At 31.1% G+C, this 23940-nt stretch carries 23 protein-coding genes, 2 pseudogenes and 1 riboswitch; of the genes and pseudogenes, 21 read left to right on the top strand and 4 right to left on the bottom strand.

Annotated features, from left to right (window positions below):
* Positions 1-40: 40 nt before the first annotated feature.
* Positions 41-856, bottom strand: coding sequence for a pyrroline-5-carboxylate reductase (gene proC / locus SAMSHR1132_RS07040; protein ID WP_000779742.1), 816 nt, complete (start codon positions 854-856; stop codon positions 41-43).
* A 148-nt stretch (positions 857-1004) separates the two neighbouring features.
* Here proC and SAMSHR1132_RS07035 point away from each other — a divergent pair, with 148 nt between their 5' ends.
* Positions 1005-1760, top strand: a complete 756-nt coding sequence (locus tag SAMSHR1132_RS07035; RefSeq protein ID WP_000678224.1) for an SDR family NAD(P)-dependent oxidoreductase — start codon at positions 1005-1007, stop codon at positions 1758-1760.
* A 15-nt stretch (positions 1761-1775) separates the two neighbouring features.
* The gene (locus SAMSHR1132_RS07030; protein WP_000995807.1) at positions 1776-2024 is read left to right on the top strand and encodes a hypothetical protein; all 249 of its coding nucleotides are present in this window, start codon (positions 1776-1778) and stop codon (positions 2022-2024) included.
* Positions 2025-2184: 160 nt separating this feature from the next.
* Here the strand turns inward: SAMSHR1132_RS07030 and SAMSHR1132_RS07025 are convergent, their stop codons facing one another.
* The gene (locus SAMSHR1132_RS07025) at positions 2185-3099 is read right to left on the bottom strand and encodes an aldo/keto reductase (protein ID WP_001171330.1); all 915 of its coding nucleotides are present in this window, start codon (positions 3097-3099) and stop codon (positions 2185-2187) included.
* A gap of 81 nt (positions 3100-3180) precedes the next feature.
* On the opposite strand from SAMSHR1132_RS07025, the gene SAMSHR1132_RS07020 reads away from it, so the two are divergent.
* The 3 genes from SAMSHR1132_RS07020 (at position 3181) to xerD (ending at position 5213) form a co-directional block, all read left to right on the top strand.
* Positions 3181-3723: an NUDIX hydrolase gene (locus SAMSHR1132_RS07020; protein WP_000365250.1), complete on the top strand. Its 543-nt coding sequence runs from the start codon at positions 3181-3183 to the stop codon at positions 3721-3723.
* Positions 3724-3827: 104 nt separating this feature from the next.
* Complete coding sequence (gene fur / locus SAMSHR1132_RS07015) at positions 3828-4277, top strand: ferric iron uptake transcriptional regulator (RefSeq protein ID WP_000392689.1); 450 nt, start codon at positions 3828-3830, stop codon at positions 4275-4277.
* 48 nt (positions 4278-4325) lie between these two features.
* A complete protein-coding gene (xerD, locus tag SAMSHR1132_RS07010) occupies positions 4326-5213 on the top strand; it encodes a site-specific tyrosine recombinase XerD (protein WP_000447724.1) in 888 nt (295 codons plus the stop codon).
* Between the two features lie 62 nt (positions 5214-5275).
* Here xerD and SAMSHR1132_RS07005 read toward each other — a convergent pair whose 3' ends face one another.
* Positions 5276-5794: a DUF309 domain-containing protein gene (locus SAMSHR1132_RS07005; protein WP_000553822.1), complete on the bottom strand. Its 519-nt coding sequence runs from the start codon at positions 5792-5794 to the stop codon at positions 5276-5278.
* Positions 5795-5885: 91 nt separating this feature from the next.
* Between SAMSHR1132_RS07005 and SAMSHR1132_RS07000 the strand changes: the two genes are divergently transcribed.
* The 12 genes and pseudogenes from SAMSHR1132_RS07000 to SAMSHR1132_RS06945 all read left to right on the top strand — a co-directional run bounded on the left by SAMSHR1132_RS07000 (position 5886) and on the right by SAMSHR1132_RS06945 (position 18130).
* Positions 5886-6617 carry a segregation and condensation protein A gene (locus tag SAMSHR1132_RS07000; protein WP_000273377.1) on the top strand — a complete coding sequence of 244 codons (732 nt, stop codon included), beginning with the start codon at positions 5886-5888 and terminating at the stop codon, positions 6615-6617.
* Complete coding sequence (scpB, locus tag SAMSHR1132_RS06995; RefSeq protein WP_000368645.1) at positions 6610-7152, top strand: SMC-Scp complex subunit ScpB; 543 nt, start codon at positions 6610-6612, stop codon at positions 7150-7152. The genes SAMSHR1132_RS07000 and scpB overlap by 8 nt, the downstream gene beginning before the upstream one ends.
* Positions 7145-7882 carry a pseudouridine synthase gene (locus SAMSHR1132_RS06990; RefSeq protein WP_000159579.1) on the top strand — a complete coding sequence of 246 codons (738 nt, stop codon included), beginning with the start codon at positions 7145-7147 and terminating at the stop codon, positions 7880-7882. Before scpB ends, SAMSHR1132_RS06990 begins: the two co-directional genes overlap by 8 nt.
* 132 nt (positions 7883-8014) lie before the next feature.
* Complete coding sequence (srrA, locus tag SAMSHR1132_RS06985; RefSeq protein WP_000064075.1) at positions 8015-8740, top strand: two-component system response regulator SrrA; 726 nt, start codon at positions 8015-8017, stop codon at positions 8738-8740.
* Positions 8721-10472 carry a two-component system sensor histidine kinase SrrB gene (gene srrB, locus SAMSHR1132_RS06980; RefSeq protein WP_000987780.1) on the top strand — a complete coding sequence of 584 codons (1752 nt, stop codon included), beginning with the start codon at positions 8721-8723 and terminating at the stop codon, positions 10470-10472. The genes srrA and srrB overlap by 20 nt, the downstream gene beginning before the upstream one ends.
* 244 nt (positions 10473-10716) lie before the next feature.
* Positions 10717-11634, top strand: coding sequence for a DUF1672 domain-containing protein (locus SAMSHR1132_RS06975; protein ID WP_014373836.1), 918 nt, complete (start codon positions 10717-10719; stop codon positions 11632-11634).
* Positions 11635-11636: 2 nt separating this feature from the next.
* Positions 11637-13808, top strand: coding sequence for a hypothetical protein (locus SAMSHR1132_RS06970; RefSeq protein WP_001059755.1), 2172 nt, complete (start codon positions 11637-11639; stop codon positions 13806-13808).
* A gap of 89 nt (positions 13809-13897) precedes the next feature.
* A pseudogene (locus SAMSHR1132_RS06965) lies at positions 13898-14823 on the top strand (DUF1672 domain-containing protein).
* A pseudogene (locus SAMSHR1132_RS14420) lies at positions 14801-15217 on the top strand (hypothetical protein); the annotation flags it as partial. The pseudogenes SAMSHR1132_RS06965 and SAMSHR1132_RS14420, both read left to right, overlap by 23 nt.
* A 40-nt stretch (positions 15218-15257) precedes the next feature.
* A complete protein-coding gene (locus SAMSHR1132_RS06955) occupies positions 15258-16181 on the top strand; it encodes a DUF1672 domain-containing protein (RefSeq protein WP_000472940.1) in 924 nt (307 codons plus the stop codon).
* Between the two features lie 49 nt (positions 16182-16230).
* Positions 16231-17181: a DUF1672 domain-containing protein gene (locus tag SAMSHR1132_RS06950; protein ID WP_014373834.1), complete on the top strand. Its 951-nt coding sequence runs from the start codon at positions 16231-16233 to the stop codon at positions 17179-17181.
* A gap of 207 nt (positions 17182-17388) precedes the next feature.
* Positions 17389-17523, top strand: a riboswitch (FMN riboswitch).
* A gap of 61 nt (positions 17524-17584) precedes the next feature.
* Positions 17585-18130 (top strand): ECF transporter S component, encoded by a 546-nt coding sequence (locus SAMSHR1132_RS06945; protein ID WP_001186904.1) that lies wholly within the window; start codon positions 17585-17587, stop codon positions 18128-18130.
* Positions 18131-18235: 105 nt separating this feature from the next.
* On the opposite strand, the gene SAMSHR1132_RS06940 is transcribed toward SAMSHR1132_RS06945, so the two are convergent.
* The gene (locus SAMSHR1132_RS06940) at positions 18236-18484 is read right to left on the bottom strand and encodes a ferredoxin (RefSeq protein ID WP_001151999.1); all 249 of its coding nucleotides are present in this window, start codon (positions 18482-18484) and stop codon (positions 18236-18238) included.
* Positions 18485-18591: 107 nt separating this feature from the next.
* Here SAMSHR1132_RS06940 and SAMSHR1132_RS06935 point away from each other — a divergent pair, with 107 nt between their 5' ends.
* From SAMSHR1132_RS06935 to ypdA, 4 genes are all read left to right on the top strand, one after another.
* Positions 18592-19545: a helix-turn-helix domain-containing protein gene (locus SAMSHR1132_RS06935; RefSeq protein WP_001163806.1), complete on the top strand. Its 954-nt coding sequence runs from the start codon at positions 18592-18594 to the stop codon at positions 19543-19545.
* On the top strand, positions 19535-20914 hold the full coding sequence (locus tag SAMSHR1132_RS06930; RefSeq protein WP_000902480.1) for a RecQ family ATP-dependent DNA helicase: 1380 nt from the start codon (positions 19535-19537) through the stop codon (positions 20912-20914). Before SAMSHR1132_RS06935 ends, SAMSHR1132_RS06930 begins: the two co-directional genes overlap by 11 nt.
* Before the next feature lie 152 nt (positions 20915-21066).
* Positions 21067-22500 carry an elastin-binding protein EbpS gene (ebpS, locus tag SAMSHR1132_RS06925; protein ID WP_000069274.1) on the top strand — a complete coding sequence of 478 codons (1434 nt, stop codon included), beginning with the start codon at positions 21067-21069 and terminating at the stop codon, positions 22498-22500.
* 446 nt (positions 22501-22946) lie between these two features.
* Complete coding sequence (gene ypdA, locus SAMSHR1132_RS06920) at positions 22947-23933, top strand: bacillithiol disulfide reductase YpdA (protein ID WP_001174267.1); 987 nt, start codon at positions 22947-22949, stop codon at positions 23931-23933.
* The last annotated feature ends 7 nt before the right edge of the window (positions 23934-23940 follow it).

Raw genomic sequence — 23940 nt, 5'->3', positions numbered from 1 at the left:
CAAGTGAGTTTAATTACACTTGTCGGTCGGGTTTGTTTATTTATTGGTCTTCAATATTAGATAATTCAATGCTTCGTTCAACTGCAGCATTGAGGCAATCTTCGAAAATTGATACTAAATCATATTGTGATAATGTATCTAGTCCGGCTTGTGTTGTTCCGCCTTTAGAAGTTATATTCTTGCGTAATTGAGCCATGCTTAAATCTGAACGTTCAATCATTTTGCTTGTTCCAATAATTAGATTACGAATTGATTCCTCAACTTGCTCTCTTTCTAAGCCTAATTTAGTACCTGCTTTAACATATTGCTCGAATACATGGTATAAAAATGCTGGACCGCTTCCTGTAATGGCAGTTACTTGATGTAAGTGATCTTCTGACACTTCTATGACTGAGCCAAACGCTTTAACCAAATCATTAATTTCATCTTTTGACTTAGGATCAAAGTTATTTGAAAAACTAATACCAGTAACTGAATGTCCAACTTGAGCATTAGTGTTGGGCATAATTCTAGCAACTGGATTTTTACATTCTAATTGCTGTTTTATATAATCAATCGGAATACCTGCCATAATTGAAATAAAACAATTATCTTTAGTAATATGAGGTTTAATTCGTGTTGCTAAAGCATCAAAGTCATGTGGTTTTGTGCCCAAAAATACATAGTCAGCATCTTTCAATAATGTTGCATCATCGTAACTATAATTAACACCTAGTTTTTCTGCAAATGCTTTTAACGCTTGTTCATTTGATTTATTTGTTAAATGTATATCATTGGCATCTAAGTTGCTTGAGTTAATAATACCTGTAAATATAGCTTGTGCCATATTTCCTGCTCCATAAAATACGAGTTTCATTAACGTCACATCCCTTTAGTTTTTGATTTGTGTGTTATATTTCCTTATTATTGTATATATAATAAGGAAGATAATCAACTTGTCTCGTTTGAGTAAAATAATATATCGCGATTCACTTGATTGTTTGTGTAAAAAGGAAGGTCAAAAGATGAAAGGTCAACATTTTATAGTAACTGGAGGAACAAGTGGCTTAGGTCTATCAATTGTCCGTAAATTACTTGAAAATAAAGTACATATAACTTTACTAGTACGTGATATAGATAAAGCAAATGGGATTTTTAAACAAGAGTTAGGTGACACTTTGAATGTTGTTTTTTGTGACTTAAATGATAATGCGTCGATTCAGGCACTGCAATTTGAAGATAATACATCATTCGATGGTTTCATTTATAGTGCAGGTTTAGGATATTTCAAATCAATTTCAGACCATAGTTTTTCAGAAATGATTGAAACGTATCAGCTTAATTTGATTGGGTTTAATGTATTATATACTAAGTTAAAACCATATTTAACACCAAGCGCACATATTGTAGGTATTTCAAGTCAAGCAGCATTTACTTCTCAAGCAAACGCTGCGCATTATGGTGCTTCTAAAGCTGGTTTTTATGCACTATTCAATGCTTTAAGGCTAGAGTCACCAAACTTACATATTATGACAGTTAATGTTGGACCGATTGACACGCCATTCCATCAAAAAGCAGATCCATCGATGCAATATGCTAAAAAGATGGGTAAAATAATGCTTAATGCTGACACACTTGCTGATGATATCATTCATGGTATTAAAACAAACCAATTAGAAATTAATAGACCGAAATGGATGCATTATGCATTAAAAGTGTATCAAATTGCGCCAAGATTTTTCGAACGAAGTTTTCCTAAATTATTTAAAAATAAAGCATAAATAGGTGGGATGACTATGAATTGCCAAACGAAAAATATCATCAATGAATGTGTACGTTACACGGAACAGTTATCAGCATTCGATGAATTTAGAGTGGTTGATATTTTAGGGGACTTGTCTGTCGTTGGAATTTCAGAAAGTACATTATATTATATATGTGAAAAATTTAAACTGCTCGTGTTGCAAAATAACATAATGGGTATACAAATAATTGAAGATAATACGGAAACGGCATGTGAAGTTAAATATAAAAAAATGTTTTAGTTTAACTATGATGTTGTAAGTAATCCAAGTGAAAGTATTCATGCTGGGTTGTATAAAAAGAAAAACAGCAGTAAGTTGAGTTAATGTAAAAATTTAACATACTGCTGTTTCATGCATGCCCATAGAATAACGCCAATGGTATAACATTTTATTATAGAAATTATTGCTGAATTAAATGATTAGTATATTCTAAATCTTTAACACGTGCTCTAGCTGTTTTGATTTGATCTAAACTAACTTTAGAATGATAGTTTTCAATATTATCTTTTAATTGGTCGACACTGCTTGCACCAACAATAATAGAACCAAGTACGTCGTGTGAAGTTAAGTAATTAAATGTTAAAGCAGACAAATTACTTTCAATTTCTTTAATTGAAGCTAAAGTTTCACCTAATTCATCATGAGAATAATCAAAAATACCATCTTTAAATTTATTATCGAGCACATTAACGCTATTTGAAGTTAATAATCCTTTAAACACTGGTCCTCTTGCAAGTACTTTGACATCATTGCTGTGTATTGCATCTAATAATGATTCTGGACGATTATCAATTAAATTGAATTGAGACATAATTGTCTCGATTTGGCTATGTTTCAAGTAATAATCAATTACATTTGGACGAATTGAAGAAATGCCATAGGCACGGATAACGCCTTCTTGTTTCAACTCATCAAATGCACTAATTGTTTCGTCCAATGGATCATCAATAGTTCCACCATGTAATTGATAAAGATCAATATGATCAATACCTAACCGTTTTAGAGAACCTTTAACTGCTTCTTTAATATAAGATTTGCTTGGATCCCATGTAGTACTGCCATCTTTTGTTAAACGATTCCCCACTTTAGTACCAATAACTATGTCATCACGTTGCTGATACTTATGAAGTGCTTTTCCAACAACTTTTTCATTAATGCCTTTATCATACATATCTGCTGTATCAAAATAAGTGATGCCATGTTCAACAGCATAATCTATAATTTCTTCTGCTTTCTTTAAATCTGTACCTAAACTCATGCAACCTAAACCTAATTCAGATAAAGCAATACCACTTTTTAATATATTTTTTTGCATGTCTGTTCTCCTTTCGATACACTTTAACTAACAAGCATAGTGTATCAATATATAATATGAAATTAAAGGAACGTGATTAAAATGGACTTAAATGAAAAAACAATTGATCGAACGGTTATATATAACGGTAAAATTGTTGATGTAGAAATTCATACCGTAACTTTGCCAAATGGAGAAACTTCAACAAGGGAATTAGTTTATCATAATGGTGCAGTTGCTGTGTGTGCTGTGACTTCTGAAAATGAAGTTGTTTTAGTAAAACAATTTCGAAAGCCAATCGAAAAGCCATTGCTAGAAATTCCAGCAGGTAAGTTAGAAGATAATGAAGATAGAATCGAAGCGGCTAAACGTGAGTTAGAAGAAGAAACAGGATACATTGCTAAAGAGTTAACGCATGTAGTAGATATGTATGGTTCACCAGGATTTTGTGATGAACAATTATCGATATATTTTACAGATAATTTAGAGAAAGGTACCGTAAATTTGGATGAGGATGAGTTTGTCGAATTTGTAAAAGTACCTATTGAGAATATAAAATCGATGTTAATAAATAAAGAAATTGAAGATGCTAAAACAATCATAGCTTTACAGCACCTATTATTAAATTATAATCATTCTAATTAACAAATGAGAAAAGCTTGCATTTTATTGAGAAAACTGTTAATTTTAATTGTGAAGTTTGAAATAATTTGTAATGATTTTAATTATTAGTAGGGGAGTGGACATCGTTGGAAGAACGATTAAATCGCGTTAAGCAACAATTACAACAATCATCATATAAGCTAACGCCACAACGCGAAGCTACTGTTAGAGTTCTAATTGAAAACGAAAAAGACCATTTAAGTGCTGAGGATGTTTACTTAAAAGTAAAAGATAAAGCACCAGAAATTGGCTTGGCAACAGTATACAGAACGTTAGAGTTATTAGCTGAATTAAAAGTAGTTGACAAAATTAACTTTGGCGATGGGGTTGCACGATTTGATTTAAGAAAAGAAGGCGCAAAACATTTCCATCACCATTTAGTATGTATGGAATGCGGTCGTGTAGATGAAATCGATGAAGATTTATTACCAGAAGTTGAAAATCGAGTTGAAAATGAGTTTAAATTTAAAATTTTAGATCATCGTTTAACTTTCCACGGTGTGTGTGAAGAATGCCAAGCGAAAGGTAAAGGATAGGAAATTGCGTAGGTTAAATTAACCTTCGCTTTTTTTAGAGGTGTGGTTATGGAGACAATTATTGAAGAATATTTACGTTTTATACAAATTGAAAAGGGATTAAGTTCTAACACTATTGGTGCGTATAGACGTGATTTAAAAAAATATCAAGATTATATGATTGAACATCATATCTCACATATTGATTTTATAGATAGACAAGTAATCCAAGAGTGTTTGGGTTATTTAATAGACGAAGGACAATCTGCTAAATCAATTGCACGATTTATTTCTACTATTCGAAGTTTCCATCAGTTTGCTTTAAGAGAAAAATATGCTGCTAAAGATCCAACAGTATTATTAGACTCGCCAAAATATGATAAAAAATTGCCTGATGTGTTGAATGTAGATGAAGTCTTGGCATTATTAGAAACACCAGATTTAAACAAATTAAATGGTTATCGCGATCGAACGATGTTAGAACTTTTATACGCAACGGGAATGCGTGTATCAGAACTCATTCATTTAGAGTTAGAACATGTTAATTTAATGATGGGATTTGTATGTGTATTTGGTAAAGGTGATAAAGAAAGAATTGTACCTTTAGGGGATGCTGTGATTGAATACTTAACAACATATATTGAAACAGTTCGACCACAACTTTTAAAAAAGACTGTGACCAATGTATTGTTTTTAAATATGCACGGAAAACCTTTATCACGACAAGCGATTTGGAAAATGATTAAACAGAATGGTTTGAAAGCAAATATTAAAAAGACGCTAACACCACATACATTACGACACTCCTTTGCGACGCATTTATTGGAAAATGGCGCAGACTTAAGAGCTGTTCAAGAAATGTTAGGTCACTCAGATATTTCGACAACACAACTATATACACATGTCTCAAAATCACAAATCAGGAAAATGTATAATCAATTTCATCCTAGAGCTTAAAGTGAATATTGCATTAAAAGTCACAATACATATGACTATAAGGTCTGTGTAGATGTGACTTTTTAATTTGGAAAATCATTTCGCTTAAACTTTCTCATTTGAATTGCATCTTGTTTGGCTTTGATAACATCTGAACGATCCCGGAGTTTATGATGATTAATAATAAAGGAATCTGTAGTTGTTTCTTGGTTATAATCATAATCAGGAAAATTATCTTTGATAATATTTTCAAAGTCAGGGTTTATTGGTAAAACTACTGGTGAAAAAGGCTCTGATTTATTAATCATTTCGATCTGCTGTGCAATTAATTTTTGAAACTCATCTATATTTAGATTTAAGATATTTGAATCTTTAGCATTTTGTATTATTTCATTCGATTTATTAAAAGATTTATAGGCGCCCTTTAAATTATTGCGGCGATAATGATAACAAGCAGTTGCAAATAAGATTAAACTGACAACAGCATCTTGTTTACTAAACTTGCTTTCTGCTTTCCAAGCATCTTCAAGAATGTCGTGGCAAAGAAAATAATGTTGCTTTTTATGAAATTGATAATAGAAATTTATGAGTGCCTGGTGCATTTTGTTTTCACCCCAATTTAAAAGTAAGTTATTTTCATGCTATAATATTTTAAAGAATTATGCACATATGACGCAATACGAGGTAGATATTATGTATGAAGTTAAATTAGATGCTTTTAATGGACCTTTAGATTTATTACTGCATCTTATCCAAAAATTTGAAATAGATATTTATGATATTCCTATGCAAGCATTAACTGAGCAGTATATGCAATACGTTCATGCAATGAAACAGCTTGAAATTAATATTGCAAGTGAATACCTAGTATTAGCGTCAGAGCTCTTAATGATTAAAAGTAAGATGCTATTACCACAATCTACATCTGACATGGAAGTTGATGATGACCCACGTGAAGATTTAGTTGGTCGATTAATAGAATATCAAAATTACAAAGAATATACTGCTATTTTAAATGACATGAAAGAAGAAAGAGATTTTTATTTTACTAAAAGACCGACTGACTTATCTCATTTGGAAACAGATGAATCATGGGATCCCAACCATACGATTGATTTAACAGAATTAATCGTTGCATATCAAAGAGTTAAAAATAGAGTTGCTTTAAATACACCTAAATCCGTTGAAATTCGAAAAGAGACATTTACCATTCAACAAGCTACAGAACAAGTTACAACAAGATTGAAAGATAAAGATCATTTCAACTTCTTTAGTTTATTTACATTTTCTGAACCAATTGAACAAGTAGTCACTCACTTTTTAGCTATTTTAGAAATGTCAAAAGCAGGAATAATTAATATTGAGCAACAACGTAATTTTGAAGATATTAACATTATTAGAGGAGTGAACTACCATTTTGGATAATCATGGCATTTTAGAGTCGCTATTATTTACAGCTGGCGATGAAGGTTTAGATGAAAAGCAACTATTAGACATTTTAGATATGTCGAAAGAACAACTTGTAGAATTAATTAACAATTATTCCTCACATGGACTAATGATACAACGATTTGGTACGACGTATGTATTAACAACTAAAAAAGAAGCGGCAACATACATTGAACAATTAATTGAGCAGAAGTCACAAATGAAATTATCACAGGCGGCAATGGAAGTTTTATCAATAATTGCTTATAACCAACCATTATCAAGAAGTGATATTGAATTAATTCGAAGTATCAATTCGGATGGTGCAGTCAAAACGTTGATTGCCAAAGGACTTGTTGAAGCTAAAGTGGTTAATGAACAGCGTAGCCAACAATTAATCACGACGGATTTGTTTTTAAATGTATTTGGTATTTCTAATATAGAAGATTTACCGACAACTGAAGAAGACGACGAAGAAATGGATGCTTTTTTCAGCAATCTAGTCAATCAAAAAGGAGAAAATAATGACTAAAGAATTAGAGAGATTACAAAAACGTATAGCAAATAGTGGTTATACTTCAAGACGTAAGGCAGAAACTTTGATTTCTGAAGGTAAAGTGAAAGTAAATGGTACAACTGTTACTGAATTAGGTACAAAAGTGAAACCTTCTGACACGATTGAAGTTGAAGGTATTAAAATCGAACAAGAGGACAAAATTTACATATTATTCCATAAGCCAACACAAGTGATAACAAGTGTATCAGATGATAGAGGTCGTACAGTGGTTACAGATTACTTTAAAGATATTGATGCGCGTATTTATCCTGTTGGACGCTTAGATTTTGATACATCTGGATTGTTATTATTAACAAATGATGGAGAATTTACTAATTTAATGACACATCCTCGATATCAAATTAAGAAAAAATATGTCGCGAAACTAAAAGGCTATTTAATGCGAGAAGAAGTGAAAGCTTTAGAAAAAGGCATTGAATTAGAAGATGGTTTAACACAACCAGCTGAAGTAAAAGTTAAAAAACAAGATAAAGATAAAAATACAACATTGGTTGAAATTACAATTACAGAAGGACGAAATCGACAAGTTAGAAGAATGTTTGAACATTTTGGTCACCAAGTGACAAAATTATCTCGTATTGAATATGGGCCTTTAAATGTTGTTGGTTTAAATGCTGGCGAAGGTCGCGTATTAACACCTCATGAAGTTAAAGTAATGCGTCATCTTGCTGAACACGGAAAATAATTAGATAAAATATGTATTTATCACAAAGTTTGAGAAATTTTTCACAAAATTTTAGGTTTTTAATAACTGTATGCGTTTTCCTGTGATATAATACTTTTGTAAAGAAAAGCATGTGTGGGAGGTATGACCTGTATGTCGAACGAAATACTTATCGTAGATGATGAGGATAGAATCAGAAGATTACTTAAAATGTATTTAGAAAGAGAATCTTTTGAAATCCATGAAGCAAGTAATGGGCAAGAAGCTTATGACCTTGCAATGGAGAATAATTATGCTTGCATACTACTAGATTTAATGTTGCCTGAAATGGATGGTATCCAGGTGGCAACTAAATTGCGTGAACATAAACAAACACCAATTATTATGTTGACTGCTAAAGGCGAAGAAACAAACCGTGTTGAAGGTTTTGAATCTGGTGCAGATGATTACATTGTTAAGCCATTTTCGCCGAGAGAAGTAGTCTTAAGAGTTAAAGCACTTCTAAGAAGAACGCAATCTACAACTGTAGAACAAAGCGAACCTCACGCACGTGATGTGATTGAATTTAAACATTTAGAAATTGATAATGATGCACATCGCGTACTTGCTGATAATCAAGAAGTTAATTTGACTCCAAAAGAGTATGAATTATTAATATATTTAGCTAAAACACCAAATAAAGTATTTGACCGTGAACAATTATTAAAAGAAGTTTGGCATTATGAATTTTACGGTGATTTAAGAACAGTTGATACTCATGTTAAGCGTCTTAGAGAAAAATTAAATCGTGTGTCTAGTGAAGCTGCACACATGATTCAAACAGTATGGGGCGTTGGGTATAAATTTGAGGTTAAATCTAATGATGAGCCGACTAAATAGTGTCGTAATTAAACTGTGGTTAACTATTATTTTAATAGTAACGACAGTTTTAATTTTATTGAGTATTGCTTTAATTACATTTATGCAATACTACTTTACACAAGAAACCGAAAATGCCATAAGAGAAGATGCTAGACGTATTAGTTCACTGGTCGAACAATCACACAACAAAGAAGAAGCGATAAAATATAGCCAAACATTAATTGAAAATCCTGGCGGGTTGATGATTATAAATAATAAACACCGTCAATCTACAGCTTCACTTTCTAATATTAAAAAGCAAATGTTGAATGAAGTAGTCAACAACGACCATTTTGACGATGTGTTTGATAAAGGTAAATCTGTTACTCGAAATGTAACGATTAAAGAAAAGGGTTCGTCTCAAACATATATTTTGTTAGGCTATCCAACAAAAGCACAGAAGAATAGTCATAGTAAATATAGTGGAGTCTTTATATATAAAGATTTGAAATCAATCGAAGATACAAATAATGCGATTACGATTATTACCATTATAACTGCTGTTATTTTCTTAACAGTTACAACTGTCTTTGCATTTTTCTTATCTTCAAGAATTACAAAACCATTAAGACGTTTAAGAGATCAAGCAACTCGTGTATCTGAAGGGGATTACTCTTATAAACCTTCTGTTACTACAAAAGATGAAATTGGACAATTATCACAAGCATTCAATCAAATGAGTACAGAAATTGAAGAACATGTCGATGCACTATCAACTTCTAAAAATATTAGAGATAGTCTGATTAACTCGATGGTTGAAGGTGTCTTAGGTATTAATGAGAGTCGACAAATTATCTTATCTAATAAGATGGCTAATGATATTATGGACAATATTGATGAAGATGCAAAAGACTTCTTATTAAGACAAATCGAAGATACTTTCAAATCAAAGCAAACTGAAATGCGTGATTTAGAAATGAATGCGCGGTTCTTTGTAGTGACAACAAGTTATATTGATAAAATTGAACAAGGTGGTAAAAGTGGTGTTGTTGTAACGATTCGTGATATGACCAATGAACATAACCTTGATCAAATGAAGAAAGATTTCATCGCAAATGTATCACACGAATTGCGTACGCCGATATCTTTACTTCAAGGTTACACTGAATCAATTGTGGATGGCATTGTTACAGAACCGGATGAAATAAAAGAATCGCTTGCTATTGTCCTTGATGAATCGAAACGTTTAAATCGTTTAGTTAATGAATTGTTAAATGTTGCGCGCATGGATGCTGAAGGGTTATCTGTAAATAAAGAAGTTCAGCCTATTGCAGCGTTACTAGATAAGATGAAAATTAAGTATCGTCAACAAGCGGATGATTTAGGTCTAAATATGACTTTTAATTATTGTAAGAAGCGTGTTTGGAATTATGATATGGATCGAATGGATCAAGTACTAACGAACCTAATTGATAATGCATCACGTTATACGAAACCTGGCGATGAAATTGCAATTACTTGTGATGAAAATGAAAGCGAAGATATTTTATACATTAAAGATACAGGTACAGGCATTGCACCAGAACATTTACAACAAGTATTTGATCGTTTTTATAAAGTTGATGCAGCGAGAACGCGAGGTAAACAAGGTACTGGTTTAGGTTTGTTCATTTGTAAAATGATTATCGAAGAGCATGGTGGTTCCATTGATGTTAAAAGCGAATTAGGAAAAGGCACAACGTTTATTATTAAACTACCAAAACCTGAATAAAACTGAATATAATTACTTAAGAACGCATGTTATTGATTAGAGACTCTAATTTATAGCATGCGTTTTTTGGTTGATGTTGGGAATTTTGTAAGTGGATTAGGAATTAGAACTTTTGCGCATATCAACTATTAAATATATTACTAATTTATATAAAAATATAAAGTTTGATAAAGTTATTTATTTGATTATAAAAATAGGGTAAAATATAGATATATTGTAATAATTAAATTATTCGAGGTGTCATATGAAAAAATTCATTGGATCAGTTTTAACCACGACATTAATCTTAGGGGGATGTTCCGCGATGGAAAATGAATCAAAAAAAGACACAAATACAGAAACAAAATCTGTACCAGAAGAAATGGAAGCTTCAAAATATGTAGGCCAAGGTTTCCAACCACCTGCAGAAAAAGATGCGATTGAATTTGCGAAGAAACATAAAGATAAAATAGCCAAACGAGGCGAACAATTTTTTATGGATAACTTCGGTCTGAAAGTTAAAGCTACCAATGTTGTAGGTAGTGGCGACGGTGTAGAGGTATTCGTTCATTGTGATGACCACGATATCGTATTTAATGCGAGTATTCCATTTGACAAATCAATTATTGACAGTGATAGCTCATTAAGAAGTGAGGACAAAGGCGATGATATGAGCACTTTAGTCGGTACAGTACTGAGTGGTTTTGAATATCGAGCGCAAAAAGAAAAGTATGATAATTTATATAAATTTTTTAAAGATAATGAAAAGAAATATCAATATACAGGCTTTACTAAAGAAGCAATCAACAAGACACAAAATAGTGGTTATGAAAATGAATATTTTTATATCGTTGCAAATATACCAACACTTCAAGAATATAGAAAATATTACGAACCTCTAATAAAAAAAAATAATCTAGATTTTAATAATGGTATGAAAGAAGCAAGAAGAGGAGTAGGCTACAAAGCTGAAGTAGAAGTATATACAACACTGTTTTCGAAAAGTAGAAACTTTTCAAAGGACGAGAAATTAGATGATGTTATAGATTTATCCGAAAGCGTGAAAAAGTTAAACCTTAATTTAGAAAACACCAAAATATTTTTACAACTAACGAAATCTACCATCGATACTAAACGAGTAAATTACAGTGATAACAAACCTATTAAGATTGAGGTTGAGTGAAAATGAACAATATAAACGATAGAGATTTAACTGAGTTAAGTGGTTATTGGGTCTACCAAGATATTAAAGATGGTAGTAAATTTAGAGTTAATGATAAAAAATTCAAACAAGTCGAAGAGATAACGAAAGTAGCTAATAAAAATAATAGTTCAGATATAAAAGTTTATGAACTATTGGATGAAAATGAAACACCTACAGGCAAGCAAGTTTTATTATTTCAAGGTACAGATAACCAAAAGAGTGATGTGAAAAGCAATCCTTTTCGTGGTAAGGTTGCTGATGATTGGATTGAAAATATAAAGTTGATGAATGATAAAAATAAGTCAACTTTTTTATTAGAACAAAATAATGCTTATATTAAATCGTATGAACAGAAACTAAAAGATGCAAATACCCTTAAAAGTTCTGATTTTTTAAAGAAATATAAGCAAAATCCGTCTACGTATAAAAATAAAACCCTTAAGTCCGATGGGGGCAATTCTCAAGGAGGAGCAAGTGCTAACCATCAAGGTTTGATTAATCCGGATAAAAATATAGTTTCGACAAACCCTGCCATGTTACCAAAGTCAATATGGGAAAATTTCAAATCTCAAAATTTTAAAAATATGATTAATTATCATAGTAAGTTTGATATTTTATCTTGGCTACAAGATCCATTTGCCACTCCGACACTAGGAAAACGAGTGAATTTAGAAACTGGTGTGCCAACGATAGATGGATTAGTAAATAGTCATTTAGGTTATAAAAGAAAATTAAATCCAAGATATAATACTTATACGGATTTACCAGTTTATAAAATTAAATCAGTTAAAGATACTGTGATTAAAAATGGTAAAAAAGTCAAAAAAACTATTGAAATCGATATAAATATGGATGATAGGATTCCAATTAATGTGTGGACAGGAGATTCAATAGCGAGAACTGGTAAAGGGACTCCTATAAAATTAAATCTAGAAAACCTTAGTGCATTAAGTAATTTGGTAACTGGTGAAACAAGTAATATGTTAACCGATTGTGTAAATTATTTGAATGAGAGCTATAACATTTCACAGGTTGAAAATTCTAATTTTGGAGAAAGAAAACATAAACTTAAACAAGATTTTAAAAATATTGTCGAAGTTGATATCCTTGAAGGGATGAGTAGGGAATTAACTTCTTTGAAAAAGGATGCATTTAGCGCAATTGATAATGTCAAAAAAAATCTTGTTGGAATTGCTTTCATATTTTTATCAGTTGCAGGCCTTATTTTTGAATTAAATACTATTGAAGAAATGCTTGAAGATTTAGATAAAAAATTACAACGTGGCATAGAAAGTTTACATGATTCACTTGATAACGTAATTAAAGAAATGTTTAAAAATTTAGATCATGATTTTGAAGATGGCGTGACAGAGGAAATGATGAAGCATTTAAATGTTGTGAATAATAATATAAATTTTGTAAAAAAACAAAATGATGTATATGGAGAGCAGATAACCGATATTAAAAATATAATGTCACATCAAGATGCAACGGTAATGGATGGAAACTTATCTATTAATTATAGCGGTGAACATATGATTTCGGGTCAAGTACAATCTTCTAATTATTTAACTAGAAAAATGACAATTTTAAAAAACCATATTGATAATGCAGTTAACAAAATTAGTGATTATGTTCAAGAAACTTACAATAATTATTTTGAACCAGTATTAAACTATATTCTTGAAGTTATACATTCGGTAGAAACAGCTGTGAGACATATTTATGAAATAAGCAGTTTAATATACAAAGTAACAATGAAAATAAAGATAAAGGCTATGGGAATAAATGTCGACGAAATTGATAAAAGCCTTGAAGTTTTAAAAAGTAAACTTAAAAATTTAGATGAATTTTTAAATAACTTAAAAACAGCTTCACCAATTTTAGAAAATCACTTAGATGACATTGTTAGAAATATGAAGCCATTAATTGTTAATCAAATTTTTGAACCATCTCATTATGATGATATGTTTATTTTAAACACTCAAGCTCATGCACGTCTTGATCAAATGGCACAACAGTTTGAAGTTGTTTGTAATGGCTTGAACGAAAATGAAGGGCAAGCTATTCAAACAATGGATCAATCTGCTTCGTTAATTCGTTCAAACTTAATTCAAGTTAAAGAGCAATTAGAAAAACTAGCAGTATACTAATTATTTATTAAAAGCTACTTGTTTTCATTGAGAATAAGTAGCTTTTTCAAACATAAAAGTTTTACAAACACATAAATGGGTGATGAGCTATGTTTAAAAGAACTAAACTAATCTTAATAGCAACACTACTACTATCAGGATGTTCCACGATGGAAAATAAATCAAATAAAGACACAAAAACAGAAACAAAATCTGTATCTGAAGAAATGGAAGCTTCAAAATATGTAGGCCAAGGTTTCCAACCACCTGCAGAAAAAGATGCGATTGAATTTGCGAAGAAGCATCGTAAAGAATTTGGAAAAGTAGGTGAACAATTTTTTATGGATAACTTCGGTCTAAAAGTTAAAGCTACCAATGTCGTAGGTAAGATGATGGTGTAGACGTTTATGTGCATTGTGATGATCATGGCATTGTATTTAATGCAAGTCTACCTTTGTACAAAGATGCCATCCATCAAAAAGGATCAATGCGTAGTAATGACAATGGTGATGATATGAGTATGATGGTAGGTACAGTACTCAGTGGTTTTGAATATCGAGCGCAAAAAGAAAAGTATGATAATTTATATAAATTTTTTAAAGATAATGAAAAGAAATATCAATATACAGGCTTTACTAAAGAAGCAATCAACAAGACGCAAAATGTTGGGTATCAAAATGAATATTTTTATATCACATATTTATCAAGAAACTTAAAAGAATATCGTAAATATTATGAACCATTGATTCATAAAAATGATAAAGAATTTAAAGAGGGAATGCAAAAAGCCAGAAAAGAGCTAAATTATACTGCTAATACTAATACTGTAGCAACATTGTTTAGTACGAATGATGAAAAAAATAGAAAAGAAAAGATAAGTAATGTAATAGAATTATCCGAGAAAATTGAAAGAACAAAAGATATGCCAATCAAAAATACTATAACTACTCAATTAGGAAATAAACTTATTGGCACAAAAAGAGCTCGGTTTGATGATAAGAAAGTAGTGTCGTTTGGAGCATTCGAAGACGAATAAAATTAATGATAGAGGTTTAACAGAATTGAGCAGTTATTGGGTTTATCAAGATATAAATGAAAAAACTTTAGAATAAATGGTAAACGGTTTAAACAATTAGAAAATCACAATATGTTAGTTACACCTTAATATAAAAACATACGAGCTTCTTTATGATCAGGGGAATCCAACTGGTCAACAGTCGATTGTTTATCAAGGAACATCTAATGAGGCAATTAATCTAGATAATCCATTAAAATCATTGGGTATTGGAGATGATTGGCTTCAAATTGCTAAATTAATGAATAATTAAATTAAAATCAGAGATTATTTAACACAAGTAGATGTACTTGGAGGTTTATATATAGGTGAACTAAAAGATGCAAATAAATTAAGTGAGTATAACTATATGCAAAATGAAACTTCTAAATAAAAACATAAATGGGTGATGAGATATGTTTAAAAAGGCAAAATTAATCTTAATAGCAACACTGCTACTATCAGGATGTTCAACTACCAATAACGAATCCAACAAAGAAACAAAATCTGTGCCAGAAGAAATGGAAGCCTCAAAATATGTAGGCCAAGGCTTCCAACCACCTGCAGAAAAAGATGCGATTGAATTTGCGAAGAAGCATAAAGATAAAATTGCTAAACGAGGCGAACAATTTTTTATGGATAACTTCGGTCTAAAAGTTAAAGCTACGAATGTTGTAGGTAGTGGAAAAGGCGTAGAAGTATACGTGCATTGTGATGACCACGACATCGTATTTAATGCGAGTATTCCATTTGATAAATCGATAATTGAGAGTGATAGCTCATTAAGAAGTGAGGACAAAAGTGGTGATATGAGTATGATGGTGGGTACAGTACTCAGTGGCTTTGAATATCGAGCACAAAAAGAAAAGTATGATAATTTATATAAATTTTTCAAAGAAAATGAAAAGAAATATCAATATACAGGCTTTACTAAAGAAGCAATCAACAAGACACAAAATGTCGGATATAAAAATGAATATTTCTATATTACATACACGACTATAAGTTTAGATGAATATCGTAAGTATTATGAACCATTGATTCAAAAAAATGATAAAGAATTTAAAGAAGGAATGGAACGAGCAAGAAAAGAAGTGAATTACGCTGCTGATACAGATGCAGTAGCAACATTGTTTAGTACAAAGAAAAATTTTACTAAAGACAATACAATAAATGATGCAATTAAACTAAGCAATAAATTGTATGATTTAAAAAATAAACCAGAAAAATCTACAATTACAATTCAAATAGGGAAACCTACTATTAAAACTAATAATCCCTTCTATGATGATAATCATCCAATAGAATTAGGGGTGTACAGTAAAGATGAATTACATTAAAAATATTGCTTTTAATATTCTAAACAAACACATAAATGGGTGATGAGATATGTTTAAAAAGGCAAAATTAATCTTAATAGCAACACTACTATTATCAGGATGTTCCACGATGGAAAATAAATCAAATAAAGACACAGAATCAGAAACAGAAACGAAATCTGTTCCAGAAGAAATGGAAGCTTCAAAATATGTTGGGCAAGGTTTCCAACCACCTGCAGAAAAAGATGCGATTGAATTTGCGAAGAAACATAAAGATAAAATTGCTAAACGAGGCGAACAATTTTTTATGGATAACTTCGGTCTAAAAGTTAAAGCTACCAATGTTGTAGGTAGTGGCGATGGTGTAGAAGTATTCGTTCATTGTGATGACCACGATATCGTATTTAATGCGAGTATTCCATTTGATAAATCGATCATAGACAGTAATAGTTCATTAAGAAGTGAGGATAAAGGTGATGATATGAGTACTTTAGTTGGTACAGTACTCAGTGGCTTTGAATATCGAGCACATAAGGAAGAGTTGGATAATTTAACAGAAGTTTTAAAAGAATATAAAAGTAAATATAAATATACTGGTTATACTGAAAATGCAATTATGAAAACGCAGAATAGTGGTTTTAGAAATGAATATTATTATTTGACTGCTGTTCCATATACTCTAGATGAATATAAAAAGTATTTTCAACCCTTAATCAAAGAGAATGATAAGTCTTTTAGGGATGGTATGAAAAACTCAAAAAAACAACTTAAAGATAAATCTCGTCCATATGTTGTTACAACTTTATTTAGCACTAAAGACAATTACACAAAAGACAATACAATAGACGAGATGATTGATTTTTCTGAAGTACTAAAAAAGAAAAAGAATATTCCTCATGATTTGAATGTTTCTCTTCAAATTGCTGATAAATATATTAACACAACAAGACCTAATTATAGTAAGAAAGATTCAATAGAAGTAGGAGTATTTAATCATGAAAAAGGCAACGTTAATAATTAGTTTTTCTTATAGGTAATAAAAGGGTAGTGTCAAAAAAGTATCTAAAAATTGCCATCCCCAAAACCTATCAAACCTATCCAGCCAATGAACTTAAATCACCAATGCATCATGCAACACCAACGTAACTATGCTCTAATTTAAGCATAGTTATTGAGGTTTTGTGATATATAGTATAAAATTAATGAGAATTAAATTTAATAATGTTAAATTCATCTTCGGGGTCGGGTGTAATTCCCAACCGGCAGTAAATTAAGCCTGCGACCTGCTAGTATGTTTCATATTAGTGGCTGATCTAGTGAGATTCTAGAGCCGACAGTATAGTCTGGATGGGAGAAGATGGAGGTTTTTTGTTGTGCAATAATCCTCCTATTCTTACGAGATGAATGGAAGGAGAAAATTGAATATGCAACAAAATAAACGTCTTATCACTATAAGTATGTTGAGCGCAATTGCGTTTGTGTTAACTTTTATCAAGTTTCCTATACCATTTCTGCCACCATACTTAACTTTAGATTTTAGTGATGTACCGTCATTACTGGCAACATTTACATTTGGACCAGTTGCCGGAATCATTGTAGCGCTAGTCAAAAATTTATTAAATTACTTATTTAATATGGGTGATCCAGTTGGACCGTTTGCTAACTTTTTAGCGGGCGCAAGTTTCTTATTAACTGCATACGCCATCTATAAAAATAAACGTTCAACAAAATCTTTGGTTACTGGATTAATCATCGCAACAATTGTTATGACTATTGTGTTGAGTATCTTGAACTATTTCGTTCTATTACCTTTATACGGAATGATTTTCAATTTAACTGATATCGTAAATAATCTTAAAGTAATCATTGTGTCAGGAATTATACCATTCAATATTATCAAAGGTATCGTCATTTCTATTGTATTTATTTTGCTATATAGAAGGCTGGCGAATTTCTTGAAAAGAATTTAATAAACTTTAATCAAAATAATTACACATAAAAATATAAGCAGGCAACTATCAATTAACGATAGCATACCTGCTTTTTATATTGAGTATTAATCACAACGCATCAATTTATTCATATTTTAAAGCGTCCCCATCAAATGATTCGTCTGCAATTTTAATAGAATCTGTAGGGCAACCATCTAATGCATCTTCCATGTCTTCATATAATTCTTCTGGTACTTCTGCAGTACCTTGGTTATCGTCAAGGATTACGAAAGCAATACCTTCGTCGTCGTAATCATATATATCTGGCGCTGCTGCACCGCATGCACCACATGCAATACAAGTATCCATATCAACGATTGTATATTTTGCCAATGTCTTCGCCTCCTTTGATAAAAATGCTAAAATAGTAATGTGACTAAAATTTTAGACAGCATCTTTTTTATTTTCAAATTATCCGTTTTACAGAGTGAGGGTTAAACTTGCAACACATTATAAAAACAGCATTACAACAAACATTTAACTATAAAACAAATAAAAGTATTTACAATATATTAGTCGGTAAGAAATCTCACCAAACCTTTTTTGACGCTTGTAGTCAACAACAGTTGTCATTATATCATAGTTTACCACTATTAAAATATCCGTCTTTTGAGCTATTTTTAGAAAATATTAATGAATTTAACTCTAAAATAGAAATTGCTTTGCATCCAAGGTTTACATTTGAAAGCATGGTGCAAACATTTCAGGCAATACAACTATTAGTTCAGACGATGTCTAATATTAAGCAACAAGAATTTCAATTTATTCCAATCTCTCAAAATAATAAGATACAAGAAACAGTGAAAATTGTCTATAACCATATTAAAGAAAAAGAATTACAAAGTGATTTTGAAAATGAATTGCATAATTTATTTAAAGCAATTGAAGTTAAAGGACCTTGTTATTTACATTATTATTTGCAAGGCTATGATGAGCCAATGTATACACGACAGCAAGTGAGTTTAATAGAACAAATATCACAGCAACAGTTATTTGAGTACGAAATGAATAATTTAGTGGCAATGATGTTTGAATTAGAAAGTGATGACTATACAGTTTTATCAAGTTTAATAATGAAACCTACATTATCAAATCAGACATTTATTACTTATACAAAATTACTTGAACCCGTTTCAATGGAAAGCATTGCTTCACAACAGCAAGTTAAAATTAATACAATAGAAGATCATGTGTTAGAAATTTTAATAAAAGGTTATATGTCAAATTATGATGACTATGTTGATGACGCACTAATGCAGCAATTTTTTAATTTTTATCAGCAACATCGTGGTGAACGATTAAAATATTACAAAGATAAATTTGACTCACTTTCATACTTCCAAATAAAAGTATTGATTGTTGGAATTGAAAGAGGTGATCTCAATGTTGCATAAAGCTTTAAAAGATAATTTTGGATTTGACAGTTTTAAACCAGGTCAACAAGAAATAATAGAAAGTGTATTGAAACGTGAACATACACTTGGCATTCTTCCTACTGGTAGCGGTAAAAGTTTATGTTATCAACTACCAACATATCTTTCTAATAAGCCGACATTAATTGTATCTCCATTAATTTCTTTAATGGATGATCAAGTGATGCAATTAAAGATTAATGGTGAGAAACGTGTTGCTTGTATTCACTCAGGTATGGATGAAATTGAAAAAAAGTATAATATCAAAGTATTACGACATAGTCGATTTATCTTTTTGAGTCCAGAATTCCTACTACAACCTGCCAATTTTAAATTAATTTCTAAAATAGACTTTGGCATGATTGTTTTAGATGAAGCACATTGTTTATCGGAATGGGGCTATGATTTTAGACCGCATTATGCATTAATTGGTAAAGTTACTAGACATTTTAAAGAAGCTGTCGTATTAGCCTTGACGGCTACTGCACCTCCACATTTACAAGATGATTTAACAGAAATGCTATCTATTCAATTTAATGTTATTAAAACTACAATGAATCGTCCGAACATAAGTTTCAAACATCTTAATTTTCAGGATGATGAAGATAAAATTGACTGGCTTCTACCATTTCTTGAACATTCTGGTCCAACAATTATATACGTATCTGCTAAAAAGATGTGTCTAAATTTGGCTCAAATGATATATGATTATGGCTTTTTAACAGGTATATATCATGGAGATATGAATTACCAAGAACGTCAAACAGTCCAACAACAATTTTTGAATAATGATATTCCAGTTATAGTTGCAACGAGTGCTTTTGGAATGGGGATTAATAAAAAAGATATAAGAACAATTATCCATTTTCATCTATCAACTAGCCCTTCAAATTATATACAAGAGATTGGTCGTGCTGGTCGAGATGGTGAACGAAGTCAAGCAATCAGTTTATATCAACCGGATGATAAGTATATTTTAGAAACGTTATTATTTGCGGATATGATTACAGAGGCAGATGTACAAAATTTTGAAATAGGTGAATTTCTACTTCCAGATAAACAAAACATTTTATCAACATTACATTCTTTCTATAAAATTGGAACATTAAAGCAAATTTTTAAACAATCATTTAAACGAAAACAATTAGGATTCTTCCGCATGATTGGTTATAGTAAGTTAGATCAATGTAGACGCAAGTATTTGTTAGAATTTTTTGGAGAATATCCACCAACACAAGAACAGTGTTGTGACAATGATTCGAATATACAAGATATAATAATTCCAAATAAGAAAAAAGTAATTAGAAGCATCGGTTTTGAAGAAAAATTGCAAAATTTATTTCCCAGATAGTATTACTTTACTAAAAGAAAATTGACAAGCTATAATTAGTGTATACACAATTGAAAAATGATTGAAATAATTTTGAAAAATATACATAAACATGTGTCATATGGGTATATTTTATGTAAAATCATTGTAATAGAATTGAAAGGAAGATGGCTATGTCTAATAATTTTAAAGATGACTTTGAAAAAAATCGTCAATCGATAGACACAAATTCACATCAAGATCATATAGAAGATGTTGAAAAAGACCAAGCAGAAGTAGAACATCAAGATACAACAGAGAAAACGGAGCAACAGTTTCCGCCAAGAAATGCCCAAAGAAGAAAAAGACGTCGTGATTTAGCAACGAATCATAATAAACAAGAACACCAAGAATCACAAGTGTCTGAAGATAAAGTTCAAAATGAAGCTGGAACGTTAGATGATCGCCAAGATGATTCATCATTACATAGTTCTCTGAATCAAGAAGCTAGCCATCATGAAAGTAAGCCTCATAAAGATGAATCAAATTACACTAAAAATGCATTTGCAATGGATAAATCACATCCAGAACCAAATGAAGAAAATGTGAAACAAGAGGAAACTCAAGAAAAAAGAGATGCAAAGGAAAATAAAAGCGTAGCAAACAACGTTGAAAATGAAAAAGTACAACAACCTAAACCGCATTTTTCAACTGATGCTAATAAGTCAAAAGAATCAGAAGAGAATAGCAATGATGTATCTTTAGATTCAAAAAATAATGATACAAAAGAAAATCATAATGGTAAAAAAGCTGCAGCCATTGGTGCAGGTACAGCAGGTGTTGCGGGGGCAATTGGTGGCGCATCTAAAGCTAATCATCATGCAAAAGATCAACAAAATGCTCAAAAAGATAACATTGAAAAGTCTACTGAAAGTAAAGAAGCGAAAAAGAAGGAAAAAGATTATAATAATAAAAAAGGTGCAGCTGTCGGCGCAGGTACAGCTGGTGCAGTAGGTGCTTCAACTGCTGCTTCAAAACAACAAGCTTCTGCTCAAACGAATCATAATCATGAACATCGTGATCATCATGACAAGAAAAAAGATCATAAAAAAGGTGGTATGACAAAAGTTTTATTACCTTTAATTGCAGCTGTTTTAATTGTAGGTGCGTTAGCAATATTTGGTGGTATGGCATTAAATAATCATAATAACGGTACGAAAGAAAATAAAATAGCGAATACGAACAAAAATAAATCTGATGATAATAAAGATAAAGCAACTTCAACAGATTCTGCTAAAGATAAATCAAAATCTGAAGACAATGACAAATCAAAATCTGATGATAAAGACAAAGCAACTACTGACGAGTCAAATAATAATCAAAATACTGCAAATCAAGCGAACAATCAAACGCAAAACAACCAAAATCAACAACAAGCAAATCAAAACCAACAACAGCAACGTCAAGGTGGAGGCCAAAGACATACAGTTAGTGGTCAAGAAAACCTTTACCGAATCGCAATTCAATACTACGGTTCAGGTTCACCTGAAAATGTTGAGAAAATTAGACGTGCTAATGGTTTAAGTGGTAATAATATTAGAAATGGCCAACAAATTATTATTCCATAATCAATATCGATGCAACTTTTAAATTTAACTGCTACATTCACATTTGTGTTCTAAAGTAAGCTCAGAGAAATCTGATTTACTTATAAATCACTTATTGTAATGTAGCAGTTTTTTTCGTGAAGATTTAGAAAGTATTTATCAGTAACTTCATTAATAAGTATCCAATTTATTGCTGTTCACTCATAATCAAGATTAAATATAAGAAATTGACGTATTGCTTAAATATCAAATTAGGATTATCAATATTCAATATCGGGTTATGACTTAAGTTTTTGATTTTCTTTCCCTAATGAAACTAAACATATGAATTGTGCAATTGCACAGACGACAATATTTTAGTGTAAACCTACTAATTGTCGAAAATATATCATAAATTATTAAGCACAGACTTAGCTTAGCAACTATTGAACTGTTATAATAGTTTGGGATTAAAGGAGGCCGAAACAATGCAAAAAGTAGAAAGTATTATAATTGGTGGAGGGCCATGCGGTTTAAGTGCGGCTATTGAACAAAAAAGAAAAGGCATTGACACGCTAATTATTGAAAAGGGCAATGTCGTTGAATCAATATATAATTATCCAACACACCAAACATTTTTCTCATCAAGCGATAAATTAAGTATTGGGGACGTGCCATTTATCGTAGAAGAAAGTAAGCCAAGACGTAATCAAGCGTTAGTATATTATCGTGAAGTTGTGAAGCATCATCAATTAAGGGTGAATGCATTCGAAGAAGTGTTAACAGTTAAAAAAATAGATAATAAATTTACAATAACTACAACGAAAGATGTATATGAATGTCGCTTTTTGACAATTGCAACTGGATACTATGGACAGCATAATACATTAGAAGTTGAAGGTGCTGATTTATCAAAAGTTTTCCATTACTTTAAAGAAGCGCATCCATACTTCGATCAAGACGTTGTAATTATTGGCGGTAAAAACTCAGCGATTGATGCTGCATTAGAATTAGAAAAAGCTGGTGCTAACGTTACAGTATTATATCGAGGTGGTGATTATTCACCGTCAATTAAACCGTGGATACTTCCGAACTTCACAGCACTTGTAAATCATGAAAAAATAGACATGGAATTCAATGCCAATGTCACACAAATTACTGAAGATACTTTGACTTATGAAGTAAATGGAAAGAGTAAGACAATTCACAACGATTATGTATTTGCAATGATTGGATATCATCCAGATTATGAATTTTTAAAATCTGTAGGTATACAAATTAACACCAATGAATTCGGAACTGCACCTATGTATAATAAAGAAACGTACGAAACCAATGTCGAAAATTGTTACATTGCAGGTGTAATCGCAGCAGGAAACGATGCTAATACTATTTTTATTGAAAATGGTAAGTTCCACGGTGGTATTATCGCTCAAAGCATGCTTGCTAAAAAACAAACACCGTTAGAATCATAAATCTCGA

Source organism: Staphylococcus argenteus (assembly GCF_000236925.1).
Classification (GTDB): domain Bacteria; phylum Bacillota; class Bacilli; order Staphylococcales; family Staphylococcaceae; genus Staphylococcus; species Staphylococcus argenteus.
The sequence above is the reverse complement of the archived record's forward strand: the minus strand, read 5'-3'. Positions and strand labels throughout refer to the sequence as shown.